The organism is Dactylosporangium sp. NPDC051541 (assembly GCF_044454505.1).
Classification (GTDB): Bacteria; Actinomycetota; Actinomycetes; order Mycobacteriales; family Micromonosporaceae; genus Dactylosporangium.
In genome coordinates, this window is the sequence record NZ_JBITDU010000009.1 from 250918 (window position 1) to 269653 (window position 18736).

Sequence of the window (18736 nt, forward strand, 5' to 3'; positions counted from 1 at the left end):
TAAGTGATGCCGTGTAAAGTCGGCGGCGTGCCAGCCATCAAAAGCCGCCGTGCGCCCACGAAAGGCGATCAGCGGGAGCAGGCCCTGATCGAGGCGGCGCGGGACGTGTTCCGGGAGAAGTCGATCAGTCAGGTCACGATCGACGACCTCGCCGGGGCGGCCGGCATCGCGCGGTCCGGGTTCTACTTCTACTTCGAGTCGAAGCAGGCGCTGCTGGCCGCGCTCGTCGACCAGCGGCTGGCCGAGGCCGACCTGGAGATGGCCGAGTGGCTCGCCGCCGACGGGCTCGACCGGGCAGCGCTGCGGCGCGGGCTGGCCGCGGGGCTGGCCCGGTGGAAGGTCGACGGGCGGTGGCTGCGCGAGGCCTTCATCACGCCCGACCCCGGGCCCGAGGTCAAGCACGTCCGCGACCGGCTGGTCGACGAGGGCTGCACGCTGTTCAGCACGCGCATCGAGCGCGACTCGCGGGCCGGGCTGACGGTCGGCGGGCCGCCCGACCTGATCGCGAAGATGGCCGTCCACCTGCGCAGCATCACGTTCGCCGACGTCTACGCCAACCCGGGCGCCTACGACGAGGACGAGCTACTCGACACCCTCACCGACGCGATCCTGCGGCTGGTCTACGGGCCCGCCCCCGGAAGGCAGTAGCGCGAACTTCCGCTCCAGGCCGTCCATCAGGGCGTCCAGGCCGAGCTCGAACGCGCCGTCGTCCACCGAGGCGTGCCGGCCGGCCAGGCGGTGGGCGTCGCGCAGGTGGGGGTAGTCGGCGGCATACAGCGACGGGTCGTCGACGAAGCCCAGCGCGAAGGAGCCCAGCGCCGAGCCCGCCACGAAGTACCGCATGGCCGCACCGATCCGCGTGGCCTGCGCGGGTGGCCAGCCGGCGTCGACCAGGGCGCCGTACACCGCGTCGGCCAGGCGCAGCGACGCCGGCCGCCGGGCCGGGCCGCGGGCCAGGAACGGCACGACGTTGGGGTGGGCCCGGAACGCGGCCCGATACGCGCGGGCCCACGAGCGCAGCGCCTGCGGCCAGGGGTCGCGGCCGAGCATCGACAGGTCCACGCCGGCCACGATCGCGTCGCCGACGGCGTCGATGATCGCTTCCTTGGTGCCGAAGTGGTTGTACAGCGACGGTGCCTGCACCCCCAGTTCGCGGGCCAGCCGGCGGGTGGACAGCGCGTCCAGGCCCTCCGCGTCCACGATCGCGGTGGCGACCTCGACGATGCGGTCGCGGTTCAGCAGTGGCGTTCGGGGACGGACCATGCGTACGATCCTAGAAACTAACAGCGTTAGTTAAGGAATCAGGTATGGATCTGAGCCTCAGCGACGAGCAGCTGGCCCTCCGGCAGGTGGCCGCCGAGTTCACGGATCGGGAGATCGCACCGCACGCGGCCGCCTGGGACCGGGCCGAGCAGGTCGATCTCAAGGTGGTCGGGAAGATGGCCGGCCTCGGGATGTTCGGGGTCACGATCCCGGAGGAGTACGGCGGCAGCGGTGGCGATCACCTGACCTACTGCCTGCTCCTGGAAGAGCTCGGGCGGGGCGACTCGTCGGTGCGCGGCATCGTGTCGGTGTCGCTCGGACTCGTGGCGAAGAGCATCCTCACATACGGTACCGATGCCCAGAAATCCGCTTTTCTGCCTCGACTGTGCTCCGCCGAAGACCTCGCCTGCTTCGCGTTGACGGAGCCCGACACCGGCTCCGACGCCGGTTCACTCGCCACAAAAGCCACGAAAACCCCGACCGGCTGGCGCATCGACGGCGCCAAGATGTTCATCACCAACGGCACCTGGGCCAAGGTCGCCCTCACCTTTGCGCGAACCGGCGGACCGGGGCCGAAGGGGATCTCCGCCTTCCTGGTGCCGATGCCGTCCGAAGGCCTGCAGGTCACGGAGGTCCACGGCAAGCTCGGCCTGCGCGGCCAGGCCACGGCGATGCTCAGCTTCGACGACGTCGAAGTCCCGGAGACCGCACTGCTCGGCGAAGAGGGCCAGGGCTTCACGATCGCGATGGCGGCGCTGGCGAAGGGGCGGATGTCCCTCGCGGCCGGGTGCGTCGGGATCATCCAGGGGTGCCTCGACGCGGCCACCGGCTACGCCACGCAGCGCGAGCAGTTCGGCAAGAAGATCGCCGGGTTTCAGCTCGTGCAGCAGCTCATCGCCGACATCTCCGTCGAGGCGGACGCGGCCCGGCTGCTCACCTGGCGCGTCGCCGACCTGATCGACCGGGGGCAGCCGTTCGCCACGGCGTCGTCGACCGCGAAACTGTTCGCCAGCGAGGCGGCGGTACGCGCGGCGAACTCGGCGCTGCAAGTGTTCGGCGGATACGGGTACATCGACGAGTACCCCGTGGGCAAGTACCTGCGCGACGCGCGGGTCACTACCGTGTACGAAGGCACCAGCCAAATCCAGAAGCTCATCATCGGCCGCGCTCTCACCGGCGTGAGCGCGTTCGCGTAGGGGGTCACACAGCCGTGATCGACGTCATCAATCCCGCCACCGAACAGGTCATCGGCTCGGTCCCGGCCGGCTCGCCCGACACCGTGTCCGGTGCCGTCGCCGCCGCCCGCGCCGCCCAGCCCGCCTGGGCCGCACTCCCCCGCGCCCAACGCGCCGCCCGCCTGCAGGCGCTCCTCGACGGCCTGACCGCCGCCGCCCCCGAGCTCGCCGAGCTGATCAGCGCCGAGATGGGAGCGCCGTTGCCGGTCGCCCGCAAGGTGCAGGTCGGGCTGCCCCTCGCCACGCTCGCGTCGATGATCGAACTCCTGCACCGGCCGGAAGTACCAGAAACAATCGGCAATTCGCAGGTGTACCGCGAGCCGGTGGGCGTCGTCGCCGCGATCACGCCGTGGAACTACCCGTTGCACCAGACGGTGGCCAAGGTCGCGCCCGCGCTCGCGGCCGGCAACACCGTCGTGCACAAACCCAGCGAGATCGCCCCGCTCTCCGCCAACCGCCTCGCCGAGCTCGTCCGCGCCGCGGGCATCCCCGACGGCGTCTACAACGTCGTCCACGGCTACGGCGACCCGACCGGCGCCGCGCTGGCCGGGCACCCCGGCATCGACCTGGTCTCGTTCACCGGCTCGACCGTCGCCGGCCGCAAAGTCGCCGCGCTCGCCGCCGCCAACGTCACCCGGGTCGCGCTCGAGCTCGGCGGCAAGTCGGCCAACGTCATCCTGGACGACGCCGACCTGGCCGCGGCCGTGAAGGTCGGCGTGGCCAACTGTTTCCTCAACTCCGGCCAGACGTGCACCGCCTGGACCCGGATGCTGGTCCCCGAGTCCCGCCACGACGAGGCAGTGGAGCTGGCGGCGGCGGCCGCGGCGAAGTACACCGTCGGCGACCCCGCCGACCCGGCCACCCGCCTCGGCCCGCTCGCGTCGGCGGCGCAGCGCGACCGGGTGCTCGGCTACATCGAGCGCGGCAAACAGGACGGCGCGACCGTCGCCTTCAGCCACGACGAGGTCCCGGCCGTCGGCTACTACGTGGCCCCGGTGGTCTTCGCCGGTGTCGACCCCGATGCGGCCATCGCCCAGCAGGAGATCTTCGGGCCCGTGCTCTCCATCATCCGGTACCGCGATGAGGCCGACGCCGTCCGCATCGCCAACGCCACCAAGTACGGCCTGGCCGGCGCCGTCTGGTCGGCCGACCGGGACCGGGCCCTGGCCGTCGCCCGCCGGATGCGCACCGGGCAGGTCGACATCAACGGCGGCGCGTTCAACCCGCTCGCCCCGTTCGGCGGCATCGGCGACTCCGGCTACGGCCGCGAGCTCGGCGCACACGGCTACGACGAGTTCACCGCAGTGAAGGCGATCCAGCTGTGACCCTGGCCGCCGTCCTGCGCGAGGTCGACGGGCCCATCGCCGTCGAGGAGATCGAGCTCAACCCGACCGGGCCGGGCCAGGTGCGGGTGCGCCTGGCCGCGGCCGGCGTCTGCCACTCGGACCTGTCGCTGGCCAACGGCACGCTGCGCCAGCCGTTCCCGGCCGTCCTCGGCCACGAGGGCGCCGGTGTCGTCACCGAGGTCGGCGCCGGGGTCACGGACCTGCGCGTCGGCGACCACGTGGTGCTGAACTGGTCGCCGCCGTGCCGTGCCTGCTGGTACTGCGAACACGGCGAACCGTACCTGTGCGTCCACGCCGACGACGCCCGCGGCGTGCCGTTCGCGACGGTCGGCGGCGAGCCGGTCTACGCGGGCCTCGGCACCGGCGCGTTCGCGGCCGAGACGGTCATCGGCGCCCACGCCTGCATCCCGGTCCCCGACGACCTGCCCCTGGCGGAGGCGGCCCTGCTCGGCTGCGCGGTGCTGACCGGCGTCGGCGCGGTCACGAACGCGGCGAAGGTCCAGGCGGGACAGTCAGTGGTGATCATCGGCCTCGGCGGTGTCGGCCTGGCCGCGATCCAGGGTGCCCGGCTCGCCGGCGCGTCGGCCGTCATCGCGGTCGACCCGGCCCCGGACAAGGAGGAGCTGGCCCTGTCCCTCGGCGCGACCCACTACCTGGCCCCGCACGCCGGGCTGAGCAAGGAGATCCGGGCGCTGACCGGCGGCCTGGGCGCCGACCACGCGATCGAGTGCGTCGGGCGCGGCGAGACGATCCGGGCCGCCTGGTCCGCGACCCGCCGCGGCGGCACCGCGACCGTCGTCGGGCTCGGCTCGGCCCAGGACCCGGTCACGTTCAACGCGCTCGAGGTCGCGTTCTTCGCCCGCACCATCATCGGCTGCATGTACGGCAGCACCGACCCCGCGGTCGACGTGCCGATCCTGCTGGAGCACTACCGGGCCGGCCGGCTCAACCTGGCCGCGCTGGTCTCCGACGAGCTCGACCTCGCGGGTGTCGGCGCCGCGTTCAGCCGGATGCGGGCCGGTCAGGGCGCACGGACGCTGATCCGGTTCTAGCCAGGATGACCCGGACGACCGCGTCCGGGTCATCGCTCATCGGCACGTGGCCACAGCGCCTCAGGACGACATGGCGGGCCGATGGAAGCACTTCCCGGGCTCGCGAAGCCTGCACCGGCCGCAGAATCCGGTCCTGGTCACCCCAGGCGACGGTGACCGGGACCGGCGGCTCGCCGGTGAGCATGTAGGTCGAACCGTGCCGGGCCACCGCCGCGAACCCCTTGCCGCCACGCAGGGCCAGGGTGTCGGCCAGGGCGCGCTCCGGTGTCAGGATCGCCGGGTTGGTGACGAGGGTGCCGAAGGAGAAGCGGCGGCCGAACTCGGTGCGGTAGAACACGCGCAGCACCGGCGCCGGGGTGAACGCGCCGAAGCGGAGGCTGCGCAGCACCCGCAGGGCCCGCCGGACCTGGGCCGGGGTCGCGAAGCCGGCCGGGGACAGGGCGGTCACCGAGCGGGCCAGGCCGGCCGCGGCCAGCTCCAGGGCGATGGCGCCGCCGAGGCTGTTGCCGGCCACGTGCGGACGGTCCAGGCCCAGGTCGGCGAAGAAGTCCTTGAGTGTCGCGACGGCGGTCGGCATGCCCAGGTTGTTCGCGGGCGCGGGGGTGCGGCCGAAGCCGGGCAGGTCCAGCGCGATCACGTCGTGGTGCTCGGCGAGCGGGGCGATGACCGGCTCCCAGGCCCGCCAGTGGTGGCCGATGCCGTGGATGAGGACCAGGGGCTCGCCGCGGCCCTGGCGTACATAGTGGACGGTCATGTGTAGCTGCTCCGGTCGAAACGGCGGACCTTCAGGCGGTACCCCCAGGTGGAGCCCGGCCACAGCGTGGAGTTACGGCCGGTGGCGTCGATGTACCAGCTCCGGCAGCCGGTCGCCCACACCGTCCGGGCCATGCGCTCGTCCACGGCCGCGACGAAGCGGGCCTGGGCCTCGGGGCGGGGTTCGAGGGTCCTGGTGTGCCGCAGGGCTCGCAGGGCGCCCAGCACATATTTGAGCTGCGACTCGATCATCAGCACGACCGAGGTGTGTCCGAGGCCGGTGTTGGGGCCCAGCAGCAGGAACAGGTTGGGGAAGCCGGTCACGGTGGTGCCGCGCAACGCCTGCGGGCTGCCCTGCCAGTGCTCGGCCAGGCTGCGGCCGTCACGGCCGCGGATGCGCTCGGCGATCGGCAGGTCGGTGACCCGGAAGCCGGTGCCGAAGACGATGACGTCGGCCGGGTGCTCGGTGCCGTCGCGGGTGACGACGCCGTGCGGGCGGATCTCGGAGATCGGCTCGGTGACGACGTCGACGTTGCCCCGCGCCAGGGCCGGGTAGTAGTCGTCGGACTTGAGGACCCGCTTGCAGCCCATCCGGTAGTCCGGGGTGAGCTTGGCCCGCAGGTGCGGATCGCGGACGTGCTTGCGCAGGTTCGCGCGGGCGGCCCGCTCCGCGAGCCGCATGACGGCCGGGCGCAGGAAGGCGATCACCGTGGCCTCGATCTGCCAGTACACGAGGGTGCGCACGAGCCGCTGGGCGCCGGGGACGTTGCGGTACACCCACCGCTCCCACGGCCGCAGTGGCCGTTCACCGCGGGGCATCACCCAGGCCGGGGTGCGCTGAAACAGGGTGACGTGGCCGGCCTCGGGCTGGATCGCGGGCACGATCTGCACCGCCGACGCCCCGGTCCCGATCACCGCGACCCGGCGGCCTTTCGTCTCGGCGGCGTGGTTCCAGCGGGCGGAGTGGAAGGCTTCACCGCTGAAGGTCTCCAGACCGGGCAGTTTCGGCATCACCGGCTCGTTGAGCGGGCCACCGGCGGCGATGAGGACGTCGGCCGTCCACTCCCCCCGCGACGTGGAGATCCGCCAGTGCGACTCGCTCGCGTCCCAGCCGGCCTGGTGGACCTCGGTCCGGAAGCGGATCGCCGCACGCACCCCGAACCGGTCCGCGCACGCGCGCAGGTAGGCCCAGATCTCGGCCTGCGGCGAGTATGTGCTCGTCCACTCGGGGTTGAGCGCGAACGAGAAGGAGTACACCTGGGAAGGCACGTCACAGGCGCAGCCCGGATAGCTGTTCTCGCGCCAGGTCCCGCCGAGGTCGCCGGCCCGCTCGAAGACGACGAAGTCCTCGTGGCCGCGCTGCTTGAGCCGGATAGCCGCGCCGAGCCCGCCGAACCCGGCCCCGATGATCGCGATTCGCGTGTGCACCGACCACCCGCCCCCACTGGTACCGCTTGGTACCACCGGACGTTACCACCGGGTAGGGCACAGCAAAAGGGGCCCGCCCCCGCACGGGCGAGCCCCCTCCTTCTTGCGATCTCCCCTGGTTGGCTACATGCCGAGGAGACGATCAAGGTAGTCGCGGTATCCGCGGACGGCCGCGCGCAGGCGCTCGGTGTCGTCGCCCTGCTCGCTCTGCCAGTTGGCCAGCTCGGCCCGCTGCGCCTGCAGGGCGTTGGTGATGGTGTCCACGGCCTCGCCGACCAGCGCGTCCGCCTCGCCGGCGACCGCGCGCGGGTCGTCGATGAAGCGCAGCTGCAGCTCCCGCCACCGCTCGCGCAGCCCGTCGACGGCACCGTCGGTCCACACCGCCCCGACGGCCGCCACATCGACGGAGCCGGGCGTGGAGTCGACCACCGCGGGCTCTTGCTCAACCGCGGTGGGCTCTTCCTCGACCGCGGTGGGCTCTTCCTCGACCGCCGTGGCGTGCTCGGCCGCCCACTCCTGGTCTTCCTGCGCCTCGGTCGCCGCGACCTCGTCCTCTTCGGCGTCAGCGGCTTCGACGTCGGAGGCCTCGACGTTCGAGGCATCGGCGTCGGAGGCCTCGACGTCGCGGACCTCGTTCTCGCGGACGGCGTTGTCGTAGGCGGCGTCCACCTCGTCCGGATCGACGGCCCGGGCGTCCTGGGAGTCGTAGTCCTGGGAGTCGGTGTGCAGGGTCTCGCCCTCGCGGGCCAGGGCCTCCTCGCGATCCACGACCTCGACGTCGTCGCGGTCGGCGACGTCCGGGTCGGCCGAGCCGGAGGCGTACGTCGCGGCCGGGTAGGTCTCGCCGTCCTCGTCGCGGTCCCCGTCCCGCAGCTCGTCGCGGTCCTCGTCGTAGGGGGCGTGGGCGGTGCCGACGGCCCGCGCGTCATCGTCGTCGTGCCGGCCGTCGCGCTGACCGATCACGGGAACGAACGTCTCGTGCTGCTCCTGCTGTGTCATCGCAGAGTTCCCTTCCCCCGGCCCTACGACCGGCTCGTGGTGTCGTGCGAAACGTCGCCATTGCGCTGGCGGGGAACGTCGCTCACCGCGTCGTCGTCGGCCCGGTGCAGCTCCGCGCGGTGGCGGTCGGCCGGGTCGTCGAAGCCGGTGACGTGCTCGGCGTCGGCCTCGGCGGCCGCGGCGGCGGCCTCGGCGCGATCCTCGCGATCGGCCGGGCGGCCGTTGGCCGACGGGGTGACATCGGTGCCGAGCAGCTCGGAGAAGAGCGTGCGGTAGTGCACGACGGCCTGGCGCAGCTGCTCGGTGCTGGCCTCGCCACGCTCGGAGAGCTGGGAGATCTCGTGGGCCTCGCGCAGGTGGCCGACGGTGTTGGCGTGCTCCACCGACAGGTGGGCGACGTGCTCCTCGTAGTCGCCGGTGGGGTACCCGCGCTCGGCGGCCACCTGGGACACGAGGGCGTCGGCGTCGCGCACGGCGCCGTTCGGGTCGTCCAGGAACCGGGCCTGGATCTCCTCCCACTGGCTGGTGTATCGGGCCTGCGACTCCGCAGAGAGCTCCTTGATCTCGAGCTGCGCGTGGCGGCGTTCGCGCTCACGGAGCTCCCGTTCGGCGGCGAGGCGGCTGTCCCCCTCGGCTACGGCCCGGTCGTACTCGGGGCCGAACCGGGTCTGCAGGGCCCGCCGCCGGGTGACGAACCAGATGCCGTAGCCGAGCGCGGCGATCACGAGCAGCACGATGACCGTGATCAAAACTTGGGTGGCTGTCATGGCGGTCCTCCTTCAATGGAGGTATGCCCGCCCGGCCGCCCAACTCAAACGAAGTTCATCTGCGGCTTCATGCGCCGACGAGATGGTTGAGGAAGTCGCGGTACCCGTGCACCGCCGCCCGCAGCTGCTCGGTGTCGTCCCGCCCCGAGGCCCGCCAGGTGCTGAGCTGGTCCTTGCGCGCGTTGAGCGAGGCCGTCACCCCGGCCAGGGCGTCGTCGACCAGCCGCTCCGCCTCCCCGGCCGCGGTCTGCGGGTCGTCGACGAACCGCAGCTGCAGCTCCTGCCACCGGGTCCGCACTTCGTAGGCGTGCGCGTCGCTGGTCATGCTCGGCTGCGGGGCCGTGGTCGTGTACGGCACCGACGCCCCGCTCGAGTACGGCACCGATGACATCGGGGCCACCGTGGCCGGCGGGCGCGGGGCCGCGGGCGGCGGCGTGGGCACGGCGGGCGTCGGGACCGCCGGCGTGGGGACGGCCGGCGTGGGCGGGGCCGGGGGCGCGGTCTCCAGCTCCTCCTCGTCCTCCTTGCCACCGCGCAGCAGGATCCAGCCGCCCACCGCCAGCGCCACCACAACCAGGCCGATCGTGATCGTCGTCGAGTTCATTGGGTACCCCTCACAGTGCGAGGATGCGGTCGAGGAACTCGCGGTAGTCGCGCAGCGAGGCACGCAGGTTCTCGGTGTCCAGCCCGCGGGCGGCCCGCTGCTGGTGCAGCTGGCCCCGGCGCGCGTCGAGCGAGGCGGCGAGGGAGGTCACCGCGTCCTGCACGAGCCGCTCCGCCTCCCCGGCGACCAGGTGCGGGTCGTCGATGAAGCGCAGCTGCAGCTCCTGCCAGCGGGCCTTGATCCGCTGCCGGTCGCCGTCGTTCCACAGCGCGGCCAGGGACCCGGCCGCGTTGCCGACGGGCCGATACGCCGACCCGTTCACCGGCGCCGGGCTCACGGCGGGCGCCGGTGGGCTCACCGGCGTCGGCGCGGGCCGCTCCGCCGCGGGCTCGTCCTCCTCGACCTGCGGCGCCAGTTCGTCGCCTTCAGGTTGCATGCGCGCGTTCCTCTCATCGGGAGCAGGCGCGATACCCCGGTACACCCGGACAAAAGCCACCCACGAGGGTGACCGCCGCCACGCTTGCGAGCGTTCGCAAGCCGACCGCAAGTGGCCGCCAAGTCCCTGACGGCAGAGTGCGGAGCATGACGAACTCGAGCAAGTCCTGGGCCGGCCCGACCTACACCACCGCCGCTTCAGCCGCGCACTTGCACCAGAGCAAAAGCGCCGCTGGTACGCCATGACGCGGGCAGGTTTCGCTCGGCGCCCGCGGCCAGGCCGGCGACCACGTCCGACTTCACCGTCCGCAGCGCCGCGACCGGCCCCGGGAAGTACCCGCTGACCGCTTCGAACGGCGTGGTCACCGGCCACAGCCGATCCCCGACCAGGCGGCGGTAGTTGAGATCCCCCTTGAGGATGGTCAGCTCCGCCGCCGCGAACCGGCTCGCCAGCCCGGGCGGCGCGTCGTGGAACGTCAGCGGCGCGCAGTAGAAGTCCTCGGTGTACAGCTCCAGCGTGCCGTGCCGCAGCGCCGCGTTCAGCCGCCCGCCGATCGGGCTCTCCTGCGGGAATCGCCGCAGGTCCGCCAGCACATCGGCGGCCAGCGCATCCGAGACGAAGTACGGCGCCGGCTTGACGTGCAGCTCGACCCGCGCGGCCCGCCCGGTCCGCAGCAGGAAGTCGATGAGCACCAGGTCCGGCAGTAGCTCCCGGCCCGCGTTGTCGGCGACGACGATCACCGTGCCGCCTTGCGCCAGCTCCCACAGCTTCGCGCTGTCGTCGACCAGCAGCTCCTCGGCGTGCTCGTGATGCCGCGCGACCAGCTGAAACCCGAGGTCAGCCCGGTTGCCCCGGACCGCCGCCCGGACCAGCTCCGACTCCGGGATCTCCCGCAGCTCCGCTTCGGCCGGCAGGTCGGCCGCCTTCTGCGGCCCGAACGGATCGATCCCCTGCCAGGCGCCCGGCGCGTAGTACCCGACCGCCTCCAGCAGCCGCCGGTAGAAGAAGTTCTCGGCGAAGAGAAACGGCACGTCGAACCACGACCGCCCCCAGAACCCCGCACCCCACTGCTCCCAGGCCGCCGCGTCGTGCGCTTCGGCGGGCAACGGTTCGACGGCCTTTTCTTGCAAGAGCATTTCCAGCCGCAGTTGTACTGCCGGTGCGTACGGATGCGCCCCGAGCACCCGTTCCACAATGGCCGGATGCCGATCCCGCAGCACCGAATGCGGGAACGAGTCGGGGTCACTGCTCACGATCACGGGTGGCTCGACGCGCATGGGGGCAGTATCGCCCGTAAACTCGAACCATGTCGGAGGAGTTGTTCTACGCGCTTCTCGTGATCGGCGGCTTGCTGCTGATCGCCCTGCTGGTCGTGGCGATCGTCCTGGCCGTGCGGGTCTGGAAGACCGGCAAGTACCTCCAGGCCATGGGCGTCGGCGGCCGCTGGGTCTTCTGGGGCGCGATCATCTACACGATCTTCCCCATCGACCTGCTCCCCGACCCGATCTACCTGGACGACGTCGGCGTCCTCGGCGGCGCGCTGATCTACCTGAGCCGCCTGGCCGTCAAGGCCCGGCAGAGCCGCCAGGCCCCGCCGCAGCAGCAGCACCAGCAGCCGATCCAGCGCCGCTAGGCGTTCTGCGCCCGCAACCTCAAGATTGCCTCAAGCCGGCCGCACCGCTTTGGCGAATGCGCCCCCGGAAGCCCAAGATACGTTTCGATGCCCGCCAGAAACGGCGCACACCCGGATCGCGACGTCGCCGCCTGACAAGCCCGGCGACCAGCACCGACCGCACGAGGCGCCGCGGCCCGAATGTTCGGACGGGCCGCGGCGCATCAGGTGCCGACCGGCACGATGCGGGCCAGCCGGGACAGCTCGGCCGCGGTCAGCGCGCGCAGGTCCAAGTCGCGTTCGGCGTGCACCCACCGCTGATAGGCGATACGAAACACCTGGATGCCGACCCGCGCCGCCAGCTCGGCCACGTCCGGGTCCACCCCCCGCCGCCGGAGCGCATCACCGAACCCGTCGCCCAGCTGCTGCTGCTTGATCAGGTCCCGCTCCAACAGCTCCGGGTTCGCCGCGATCATCAGGTCCCGCCGCCGCTGCGACTCCCGCGACCCCAAGCTCCCCCAGTCGAACCCGGCGAGGGCCAGGGTCACGACGTGCAGCGGCTCCGCGATGTCACCCGCGTGCCGGACCGCCTCGACCAGCGCCGCCCGCAGCCGCCCGGCGTCGGCGAACGGCACCTCTTCCTTGTCCCCGAAGTATCGGAAGAACGTCCGCGTGGTGACCCCGGCCCGCTCCGCGATCTGCACCGCACTGGTCGCCGGAAACCCCTGCTCCTCGAACAGCTCGAACGCGGCCCGCTGCAGCCGCTCCAGACTCCCGTGCTCCCACCGCGGCATCCAGCCAGGCTAACCGCAAGATGCCAAATGTCACACCGCGACATCACTCCCGGGCCGATGTCACGCCGCGACATCAGTGCTAGCGTGATGTCACGCCAAGACATCACCGAGGAATCGAGGCTTGACCATGAACGCGGACGACCGCTGGGCGATCAGCGAGATCCTGGCCCTGCACGCCCACATCTTCGACGGCGGCCACCTGGACCGCCTGGACGAGATCTTCACCGACCAGACCGTCTACGACATGACCGCCGTAGGCCTGGGCCAGTTCGAAGGCATCGACACAATCCGCACCGCCGCCCTCCAACTGGGCCCCCGCAACCCGATCGCCCACCACGTAACCAACATCGTCATAACCGAAAAGACCGAAACCGAAGCAACGGTACTGTCCAAAGGCCTCATGATCATGGCCGACGGCACCCCGGCCAGCGTCACCCACCAGGACACCCTGCACCGCCAACCCGAAGGCTGGCGCATCACCCACCGCCGCATAACCCCCCAACACACCCCCTTGGGCGGAGCCCACCTGACCTGACGACGGTTGCACCGCATCCAGCACCACCGACACAGCGGCCCGGAAGCCATGCGCCTGAAAGAGCTCACCCCAAGACCCCAGCCCCTGGGCAAGGTCCTGATCCGCGTCCGCGCCGCCGCCGCCAACCCGATGACTGAAAGACCCGCAACGGCGAGACGCGAATCAGCCCAAGCCGGCACAGCAGGGCACCTTGCACGCTTGGAGGGTGTCGCGCAGCCACACCGCCCTCGCACCGGGGCGAACACGTCCAGCAGCGGGAACAGCAGCTGCGCGTCCGCGCCATTCCCGCAGAGTTCAGCCACCGCCGGGCGAGACACCCTGAGCCCCAAGGCCGGCCATCACGGAGCGCCTGTCACAGGCAAATTGCCGCACAGCATTCGCACCCAAGCGCCGCATCTGATCGCGGCCCATTCGAAGCGAGCCGACCGCCGATGCGAAGCAAGGCGAAGGGGGCGCGGGTGGTGAAGCCACCGCCGGGGAGCAAGCGCTTGCGCTTGCGCGAGGAATCCACGACCAACAGACGAAAAAGGGCTCGCCCTTTGAGTAGGGTGAGCCCTTGGTCGTGGGCGATACTGGGATCGAACCAGTGACCTCTTCGGTGTGAACGAAGCGCGCTCCCGCTGCGCCAATCGCCCCTGCTCCGGGAACTCTACAGCACCGGGGGTGGGGAGTGCGAGCCGGTACCGGCCGTGTCGGTAGGGTGGTGGGTCTATGGCCCTGTATGCGCTGCTCATCCTGCCGTCCGCGAATCGTGTCTACGCCGACGCTTCTGTCGAGCTCACCCGGGCGGAGTTGGTCGCCTTTGATCGTGGTCTGCTCGGGGGGCGGCTCCGGGAGATCGCGACGCGGGTCATCGGCGGGGTGCCGTATGTGACGTTCGAAGCGGACGAGGTGTCGGCTCGGGACGCGGCGGTGCTGGGGAACCTTTCGTCGGTTTACGCGTTGTTCGAGGTCGTCGGGGAACTGCTCCGGCCTGCGGAGGTGACGCGGCTGGACCGGTTCGACGATGATTTGATCACGATCCAGAAGTACCAGGGAAAGACCAATGAGCAGTTCACGAAGCTGCTGTTGAACGTCACGCTGCTCGCTTCCGCGTTTGCCGGGGAAATGCTCGAGCGGCGGTTCCGGGTGCTCGATCCGCTGTGCGGGCGGGGGACGACGCTCAATCAGGCGCTCATGTACGGGTTCGACGCGGCCGGCGTGGATCGGGATCAGAAGGATTTCGAGGCTTACGCGGCGTTCATACAGACGTGGTTGAAGCGGAAGCGCGTCAAGCACAAGGCCGAGTTCGGGCCGGTGCGGCGGGAGCGGCAGGTGGTGGCGAAGCGGCTGCGAATCGAGCTGGCCGCGGACCGCGACGATTACAAGTCGGGGGCCACGCAGTCGCTCGATGTGGTGAATGTGGACACGCTGCGGTCGCGGGAGTTCTTCAAGGACGCGATGTTCGACCTCATCGTCACCGATGCGCCGTATGGCGTGCAGCACGGCAGCCGCACGGCCGGGAAAGGGCTCGTGCGCAGCCCGGAGGATCTGCTGGCGGAGGCGGCGCCGGTCTGGGCGCGGCTGTTGCGGCCGGGCGGGGCGATGGGGATCGCGTGGAACACGTTCGTGGCCAAACGAGACGTCGCGGCCGGTCTGCTGGCGGAGGCCGGGCTGGAGGTGGTCGACGAGGAGCCGTACCAATCGTTCCGGCACCGCGTCGACCAGGCCATTCTCCGTGACGTTCTGGTGGCCCGGAAACCGGCTTAAGCCCAGGGGATTTCCGGGTCCGGGTGGAATGCGACGCCGCGCATTGTCCACCGTGGACCGTGCGCGGCCAGCCGGCCCCGGAACGCGTCCCAGTCCCGCGCCACCGGCGGTGACCACGCCACTTCGGCCACCGCGGCCAGCCGCGGAAACACCAGCAGATCGATGTCGGCCGTGGTCGTGACGAATTCGGTCCACAGTGGAGCCTCGACGCCGAGGACGTCGGCACCGGCCGGCAGCAGCGTTCCCGGGTCCCAGTCGTAGCACGTGCGGGTGGTGATGTAGCCGGCCCAGTCGTGGCCGATCGGGGTGTCCGCGGTGTACTTCATGTCGAGGTACACCTTGTCGGCCGGGGAAAGCACGAACCGGTCACCCTGGCTCAGGGCCGCACGGGTTTCGTCGTCCAGTTCCGGGCCACGGCCCCAGTACTGCACGATCCGCCCCGCAATGCGCGGCGCCGCCCCGATCTGATGCCAGCCGACGACCGTTTTCCCGGTCGCGGCGACGATCGGCTGCACCCGCCGCATGAACGTCAGATAGTCCTCGGTGGACGTACTCTGCGCCTCGTCCCCGCCGATGTGCAGATACGGCCCCGGCGTCAGCGCCGCGACCGCTTCGACCACGTCGCCGATGAATTCGTAGGTCGTTTCCCGATGCACGGCGAACGTGCTGAATCCGACGTCGACACCCGTGTAAGCCGGCGGGGCGGCACCGTCCACATTGAGCTCGGGATACGAGACGAGGGCCGCATTCGTGTGCCCCGGCATGTCGATCTCGGGCACGATCGTCACGTGCCGCGCCGCCGCATACGCCACGATCCGCGAGTATTCGTCGGCCGTGAAAAACCCGCCGGTGCCCCCGCCGACCTGCGTCGCCCCGCCGATCCGGGCCAGCTCCGGCCGCTTGTCGACGGCGATGCGCCACCCCTGGTCGTCGGTCAAATGCAAATGCAGGACATTCAGCTTGTACCGTGAAAGCTCGTCAATGAATCGCAGTACGACCTCGACACCGAAGAAATGCCGGGCCACGTCCAGCATCGCCCCCCGATACGCGAACCGCGGCGCATCGGCGATCCGCACCCCCGCCACCGTGAACGGCGCCGACGGCGGCAGGAGCTGCAGCAACGTCTGCACGCCGTAGAACAGCCCGGCATCCGTACGGGCCCGAACGACGATCACGTCGGCGTCGACCTCGAGCGCATACCCTTCATCGCCGTCGACGTCGTCGCTGCGCACCAGCGCGATCGCCGCCTCGGACCGGTCGTCCGCGAGGGGCAGCCGCAGGGCCTCCGCCAGGTACGCGCCGACGTCCGCCGACTCGGACCGGATCACCGCATCCGGCGGCAGCACCCAGGTGACGCCGGGCACGGGGACGATGTGAGCAGGCACGGGTACGACATGCATGCCCCCGATCATCGCAGGAACGCGGCGAGCAGGTCGGCCCCGAGCGTCGCGGTCGCCGGGATGTCGAGCGCGTGGCTGCGGTACCGACCGCGCCGGCTCGTGCTTATCAACCCGGCCTGTTTCAGCACTTTGCGGTGCCGGGACGCCTCCGGTGCTCTGAGTGGATCGTCGCCATCCTGATCGGCGCGCTCCTTGGGCAACGGTCTCAAGTCAACCGGCGGGGTCTGTTGGGTGGTCAGGGGTGCTGCGGCGCTGAGTGGGTCAGGTGTCGCTCCAAGTTGTCGGTCATCCTCGTGAACTCGGTCGGTAGGTCTATCTCGTAGCGGTTCGCCAGGACTAGGACGGCCCATTGGCAGTCGGCCAGTTCGTGGGCCAGGTGTTCGCGGGCGTCGGGGATTTCGCGGCGGCCGTCTGCTGCCATCACCAGTTTGGCCAGGTCGCCTACGTCGCCGGCGAAGCCCAGGGCCAGGTCGCACGTCGTCCACGGGGTGCGGCCGGCGGCTGTGTTGTGGCGGTCGTACAGGTCCGCCATTTCCACGGCTCGGGCTTGCAGCGCATTCAGGTCCATCGTTGCAGGGTACGGGCGGTCAGGCTATGTCGGTGCGGGCTATCGCGTTGAGGAGGGGGTCGCCGGCCACGTAGCGGCGGAGGTTGGTCAGGAACAGGTCCCAGATTCTTGGTACGTAGTGCGGGCTTTGCGATGAGCCCGAGATGTGGGACGTGACGATCGTGTTCGGGAGGGTCCAGAACGGGTCGTCCGGCGGCATGGGCTGGCGGTAGTGGTCGTCCAAGGCCGCTCCCGCCAACCGGCCCGACGTCAGTGCCTCGATCAGGGCCTGTTCTTCGATCACGCCGGCCCGGGCCGGGTTCAGGAGCAGTGCGCCCCTCGGCAGCTGGGACAAGGCCTTCGCGTCGATCAGGTTGCGGGTTTGGGGAGTCAGCGGGGTTGTGACGATCAGGGCGTCCAGGGGCGCGTAGAACTCCGCCTGCTCGGTCATGGTGAAGGAGCGGTCCACCGGTGGGGGTTCGGCGCCGCGGTTGAAGGGGTCGTAGCGCAGGCCCCGATCGTGGATTCCGCCGCGGGTCATCACCCAGACCTCCAGGCCCAGGGCTGTGCAATGCCTGGCCACCTCGCGGCCTATGTTGCCGAATCCCAGGATGCCCACCCGGCGGCCGGCCAGTTCCCGTTGGAAGACGGGGTTGCGGTCCCATCGGTGGGAGCGTTGCGCGGAGAGCATCGACGGCAGGTCTCTGGACAGGGCGAGCAGCATCATGACGCACCACTCGGCGATCGGCTTGTCCTGCACGCCGCTGGCGTTCGTCACCACCGGGTCGGAGATCAGGAGGTCGCCGGACAGCTGGCCGTAGCCGTGGGAGCCGAGTTGCAGCCAGCGCAGGCGCGGCATCGGCAGCGGGCACCGGTCGGCGAACAGGATGGTGGTGTCGGGGGTCGGCTCGAAGGTGATCTCGGCGTCGGGAACGATGGTCAAGACCGCCGGCCGGTACTGCTCCGCCAGTGGCTGGGACAGCGCGATGTGCACGGGCATCAGCTTCGCATCAGCTTGCCGGGGACGCTGGAGAACTCCTCGGCGCCCGGGCGGAACGGGTACTTCGAGCGTACGGAGTCGGGCAGGTGCACGCCCAGGCCCGGCTCGTCGGGGCGCAGGACCCGGCCTTCGGACAGGCGCAGCGACCACAGTTCCGTGTGCAGCGGCCCGGCGGCGGGCGGGATTTCCACGGTCAGGGTGTTGGGGCAGGCGAACGCGGCATGCAGGTTCTGCATGACCCCCACGCCGGCGCTCCACGCGTGCGGGGCGACCTGGCGGCCGTCGGCGGCGAAGCGGGCCGCGGTCTGGACGAAGGCGTCGATGCCCAGCCAGGCGGCGTCGGGCTGGGCCACGGCGAACGCGCGGCGGTCGGCGAACACCGCGAACTCGGCGTAGCTCGTCAGCTGCTCGCCGCCGGCCACGGGGACCGGGCTGTTGCGGGTCAGCTCCGCGTAGCCGGCTAGGTCGTCGTAGGGCAGCGGCTCCTCGAACAGGGTGACGCCGTAGGGGGCCAGCGACGACAGGACCGAGAGCGCCGTGTCACGGTTCCAGCGCCGCTCGCCCTCCCGATGCCCCATGTGCCCGTCCAGCAGGATGCCGAGCAACGGGCCGAAGCGGTCGCGGAGCAGGGAGACCTTCTCCGCTTCCACACCGCCGGCGCGCTCCGTGCGGGTGACCGGGTCCAGGTATCCGGAAGCGATCTTCACGGCCCGGAAGCCCAGCGAGCAGTAGAACTCGACCTTGCGCACGAGGTCGGCCGGTGGCCACGGGGACGGGCCGCCGGTGGCGTAGGCCGGCAGGGAGTCCTGCGCGGCCGTGGTGGACAGCAGGCGGTGGACCGGCAGACCGGCCAGCTTCCCGGCCAGGTCCCAGAGTGCGCCCTCGATGCCGGCCAGCACCGCCGCGCCCAGGCCCACCCGGCCCCAGAACTGGAAGCACGTTCGCATCCGGATGACCAAGGCACGGACGTCCAGGGTGCCGGGCTCGAATGCCGGGCCCGCCAGCAGGATCGGGCGCAGGTAGTCCACGACGAGCGGGACGCTCTCCGGGAAGAAGTAACCGGCGTAGGTCTCCCCCAGGCCGACGGCGCCGGTGTTGGTGACGACCTCGACGAAGGCCGCCGACCGGTGCTGCTTGAACATCGACAGCCACGGGTCGTCGGTGCACGGGCCGGTCAGGAGCACGGTGCGGACGTCGGCGATGCGCACGATCCCCA

General features: G+C 71.0%; 21 protein-coding genes and 1 tRNA gene. 7 read left to right on the top strand and 15 right to left on the bottom strand.

Annotation, left to right across the window (positions count from 1 at the left end):
- The first annotated feature begins 27 nt into the window (after positions 1–27).
- Positions 28–648: a TetR/AcrR family transcriptional regulator gene (locus ACIA8L_RS35365; RefSeq protein ID WP_395911344.1), complete on the top strand. Its 621-nt coding sequence runs from the start codon at positions 28–30 to the stop codon at positions 646–648.
- Here ACIA8L_RS35365 and ACIA8L_RS35370 read toward each other — a convergent pair.
- The gene (locus tag ACIA8L_RS35370; protein ID WP_395911346.1) at positions 583–1263 is read right to left on the bottom strand and encodes a TetR/AcrR family transcriptional regulator; all 681 of its coding nucleotides are present in this window, start codon (positions 1261–1263) and stop codon (positions 583–585) included. The genes ACIA8L_RS35365 and ACIA8L_RS35370 overlap by 66 nt on opposite strands.
- Positions 1264–1307: 44 nt before the next feature.
- Between ACIA8L_RS35370 and ACIA8L_RS35375 the strand changes: the two genes are divergently transcribed.
- From ACIA8L_RS35375 to ACIA8L_RS35385, 3 genes are read left to right on the top strand one after another with little or no spacing between them, the layout of a single operon-like run.
- Complete coding sequence (locus tag ACIA8L_RS35375; RefSeq protein ID WP_395911349.1) at positions 1308–2459, top strand: acyl-CoA dehydrogenase family protein; 1152 nt, start codon at positions 1308–1310, stop codon at positions 2457–2459.
- Positions 2460–2473: 14 nt separating this feature from the next.
- Positions 2474–3823 carry an aldehyde dehydrogenase family protein gene (locus ACIA8L_RS35380; protein WP_395911352.1) on the top strand — a complete coding sequence of 450 codons (1350 nt, stop codon included), beginning with the start codon at positions 2474–2476 and terminating at the stop codon, positions 3821–3823.
- Positions 3820–4896 (top strand): Zn-dependent alcohol dehydrogenase, encoded by a 1077-nt coding sequence (locus ACIA8L_RS35385; RefSeq protein WP_395911354.1) that lies wholly within the window; start codon positions 3820–3822, stop codon positions 4894–4896. The genes ACIA8L_RS35380 and ACIA8L_RS35385 overlap by 4 nt, the downstream gene beginning before the upstream one ends.
- Here the strand turns inward: ACIA8L_RS35385 and ACIA8L_RS35390 are convergent.
- From ACIA8L_RS35390 to ACIA8L_RS35420, 7 genes are all read right to left on the bottom strand, one after another.
- On the bottom strand, positions 4847–5650 hold the full coding sequence (locus tag ACIA8L_RS35390; protein WP_395911357.1) for an alpha/beta fold hydrolase: 804 nt from the start codon (positions 5648–5650) through the stop codon (positions 4847–4849). The two genes, ACIA8L_RS35385 and ACIA8L_RS35390, sit on opposite strands and share 50 nt — an antisense overlap.
- Entirely contained in the window at positions 5647–7077 is a 1431-nt protein-coding gene (locus tag ACIA8L_RS35395) for a flavin-containing monooxygenase (protein ID WP_395911360.1), read from the bottom strand. The genes ACIA8L_RS35390 and ACIA8L_RS35395 overlap by 4 nt, the downstream gene beginning before the upstream one ends.
- Positions 7078–7200: 123 nt before the next feature.
- Complete coding sequence (locus ACIA8L_RS35400; protein WP_395911362.1) at positions 7201–8076, bottom strand: hypothetical protein; 876 nt, start codon at positions 8074–8076, stop codon at positions 7201–7203.
- A 23-nt stretch (positions 8077–8099) separates the two neighbouring features.
- Complete coding sequence (locus ACIA8L_RS35405) at positions 8100–8843, bottom strand: hypothetical protein (RefSeq protein WP_395911365.1); 744 nt, start codon at positions 8841–8843, stop codon at positions 8100–8102.
- Positions 8844–8910: 67 nt separating this feature from the next.
- Positions 8911–9447 (bottom strand): hypothetical protein, encoded by a 537-nt coding sequence (locus ACIA8L_RS35410; protein ID WP_395911367.1) that lies wholly within the window; start codon positions 9445–9447, stop codon positions 8911–8913.
- 10 nt (positions 9448–9457) lie between these two features.
- Positions 9458–9883, bottom strand: coding sequence for a hypothetical protein (locus ACIA8L_RS35415; protein ID WP_395911369.1), 426 nt, complete (start codon positions 9881–9883; stop codon positions 9458–9460).
- A 197-nt stretch (positions 9884–10080) separates the two neighbouring features.
- The gene (locus ACIA8L_RS35420) at positions 10081–11160 is read right to left on the bottom strand and encodes a damage-control phosphatase ARMT1 family protein (protein ID WP_395911372.1); all 1080 of its coding nucleotides are present in this window, start codon (positions 11158–11160) and stop codon (positions 10081–10083) included.
- Between the two features lie 29 nt (positions 11161–11189).
- Here ACIA8L_RS35420 and ACIA8L_RS35425 point away from each other — a divergent pair, with 29 nt between their 5' ends.
- Positions 11190–11516, top strand: a complete 327-nt coding sequence (locus ACIA8L_RS35425; protein WP_395911374.1) for a hypothetical protein — start codon at positions 11190–11192, stop codon at positions 11514–11516.
- A 203-nt stretch (positions 11517–11719) separates the two neighbouring features.
- Here ACIA8L_RS35425 and ACIA8L_RS35430 read toward each other — a convergent pair whose 3' ends face one another.
- Complete coding sequence (locus tag ACIA8L_RS35430) at positions 11720–12289, bottom strand: TetR family transcriptional regulator (protein WP_395911376.1); 570 nt, start codon at positions 12287–12289, stop codon at positions 11720–11722.
- A 127-nt stretch (positions 12290–12416) separates the two neighbouring features.
- On the opposite strand from ACIA8L_RS35430, the gene ACIA8L_RS35435 reads away from it, so the two are divergent.
- Entirely contained in the window at positions 12417–12824 is a 408-nt protein-coding gene (locus ACIA8L_RS35435; protein WP_395911379.1) for a nuclear transport factor 2 family protein, read from the top strand.
- A 563-nt stretch (positions 12825–13387) separates the two neighbouring features.
- On the opposite strand, the gene ACIA8L_RS35440 is transcribed toward ACIA8L_RS35435, so the two are convergent.
- Positions 13388–13459: transfer RNA gene (locus ACIA8L_RS35440), tRNA-Val, on the bottom strand.
- A 76-nt stretch (positions 13460–13535) separates the two neighbouring features.
- Here ACIA8L_RS35440 and ACIA8L_RS35445 point away from each other — a divergent pair.
- Positions 13536–14573 carry a TRM11 family SAM-dependent methyltransferase gene (locus tag ACIA8L_RS35445; RefSeq protein ID WP_395911382.1) on the top strand — a complete coding sequence of 346 codons (1038 nt, stop codon included), beginning with the start codon at positions 13536–13538 and terminating at the stop codon, positions 14571–14573.
- Here the strand turns inward: ACIA8L_RS35445 and ACIA8L_RS35450 are convergent.
- From ACIA8L_RS35450 to ACIA8L_RS35470, 5 genes are read right to left on the bottom strand one after another with little or no spacing between them, the layout of a single operon-like run.
- Positions 14570–15973 (bottom strand): beta-N-acetylhexosaminidase, encoded by a 1404-nt coding sequence (locus tag ACIA8L_RS35450; protein ID WP_395911384.1) that lies wholly within the window; start codon positions 15971–15973, stop codon positions 14570–14572. The two genes, ACIA8L_RS35445 and ACIA8L_RS35450, sit on opposite strands and share 4 nt — an antisense overlap.
- 8 nt (positions 15974–15981) lie before the next feature.
- Positions 15982–16173, bottom strand: coding sequence for a hypothetical protein (locus tag ACIA8L_RS35455; protein WP_395911387.1), 192 nt, complete (start codon positions 16171–16173; stop codon positions 15982–15984).
- A 35-nt stretch (positions 16174–16208) separates the two neighbouring features.
- Positions 16209–16541: a nucleotide pyrophosphohydrolase gene (locus ACIA8L_RS35460; protein WP_395911390.1), complete on the bottom strand. Its 333-nt coding sequence runs from the start codon at positions 16539–16541 to the stop codon at positions 16209–16211.
- A gap of 19 nt (positions 16542–16560) precedes the next feature.
- Complete coding sequence (locus ACIA8L_RS35465; protein ID WP_395911393.1) at positions 16561–17520, bottom strand: D-2-hydroxyacid dehydrogenase; 960 nt, start codon at positions 17518–17520, stop codon at positions 16561–16563.
- On the bottom strand, positions 17520–18728 hold the full coding sequence (locus ACIA8L_RS35470; RefSeq protein WP_395911395.1) for a mandelate racemase/muconate lactonizing enzyme family protein: 1209 nt from the start codon (positions 18726–18728) through the stop codon (positions 17520–17522). Before ACIA8L_RS35470 ends, ACIA8L_RS35465 begins: the two co-directional genes overlap by 1 nt.
- Positions 18729–18736 lie beyond the last annotated feature (8 nt).

Coding starts and splice junctions, on each gene's coding strand:
- ACIA8L_RS35370 (WP_395911346.1), bottom strand. CDS start 1,263: ATGGTCCGTCCCCGAACGCCACTGCTGAACCGCGACCGCATCGTCGAG.
- ACIA8L_RS35375 (WP_395911349.1), top strand. CDS start 1,308: ATGGATCTGAGCCTCAGCGACGAGCAGCTGGCCCTCCGGCAGGTGGCC.
- ACIA8L_RS35390 (WP_395911357.1), bottom strand. CDS start 5,650: ATGACCGTCCACTATGTACGCCAGGGCCGCGGCGAGCCCCTGGTCCTC.
- ACIA8L_RS35400 (WP_395911362.1), bottom strand. CDS start 8,076: ATGACACAGCAGGAGCAGCACGAGACGTTCGTTCCCGTGATCGGTCAG.
- ACIA8L_RS35405 (WP_395911365.1), bottom strand. CDS start 8,843: ATGACAGCCACCCAAGTTTTGATCACGGTCATCGTGCTGCTCGTGATC.
- ACIA8L_RS35410 (WP_395911367.1), bottom strand. CDS start 9,447: ATGAACTCGACGACGATCACGATCGGCCTGGTTGTGGTGGCGCTGGCG.
- ACIA8L_RS35415 (WP_395911369.1), bottom strand. CDS start 9,883: ATGCAACCTGAAGGCGACGAACTGGCGCCGCAGGTCGAGGAGGACGAG.
- ACIA8L_RS35420 (WP_395911372.1), bottom strand. CDS start 11,160: ATGCGCGTCGAGCCACCCGTGATCGTGAGCAGTGACCCCGACTCGTTC.
- ACIA8L_RS35425 (WP_395911374.1), top strand. CDS start 11,190: ATGTCGGAGGAGTTGTTCTACGCGCTTCTCGTGATCGGCGGCTTGCTG.
- ACIA8L_RS35430 (WP_395911376.1), bottom strand. CDS start 12,289: ATGCCGCGGTGGGAGCACGGGAGTCTGGAGCGGCTGCAGCGGGCCGCG.
- ACIA8L_RS35435 (WP_395911379.1), top strand. CDS start 12,417: ATGAACGCGGACGACCGCTGGGCGATCAGCGAGATCCTGGCCCTGCAC.
- ACIA8L_RS35445 (WP_395911382.1), top strand. CDS start 13,536: ATGGCCCTGTATGCGCTGCTCATCCTGCCGTCCGCGAATCGTGTCTAC.
- ACIA8L_RS35450 (WP_395911384.1), bottom strand. CDS start 15,973: ATGCATGTCGTACCCGTGCCTGCTCACATCGTCCCCGTGCCCGGCGTC.
- ACIA8L_RS35460 (WP_395911390.1), bottom strand. CDS start 16,541: ATGGACCTGAATGCGCTGCAAGCCCGAGCCGTGGAAATGGCGGACCTG.
- ACIA8L_RS35465 (WP_395911393.1), bottom strand. CDS start 17,520: ATGCCCGTGCACATCGCGCTGTCCCAGCCACTGGCGGAGCAGTACCGG.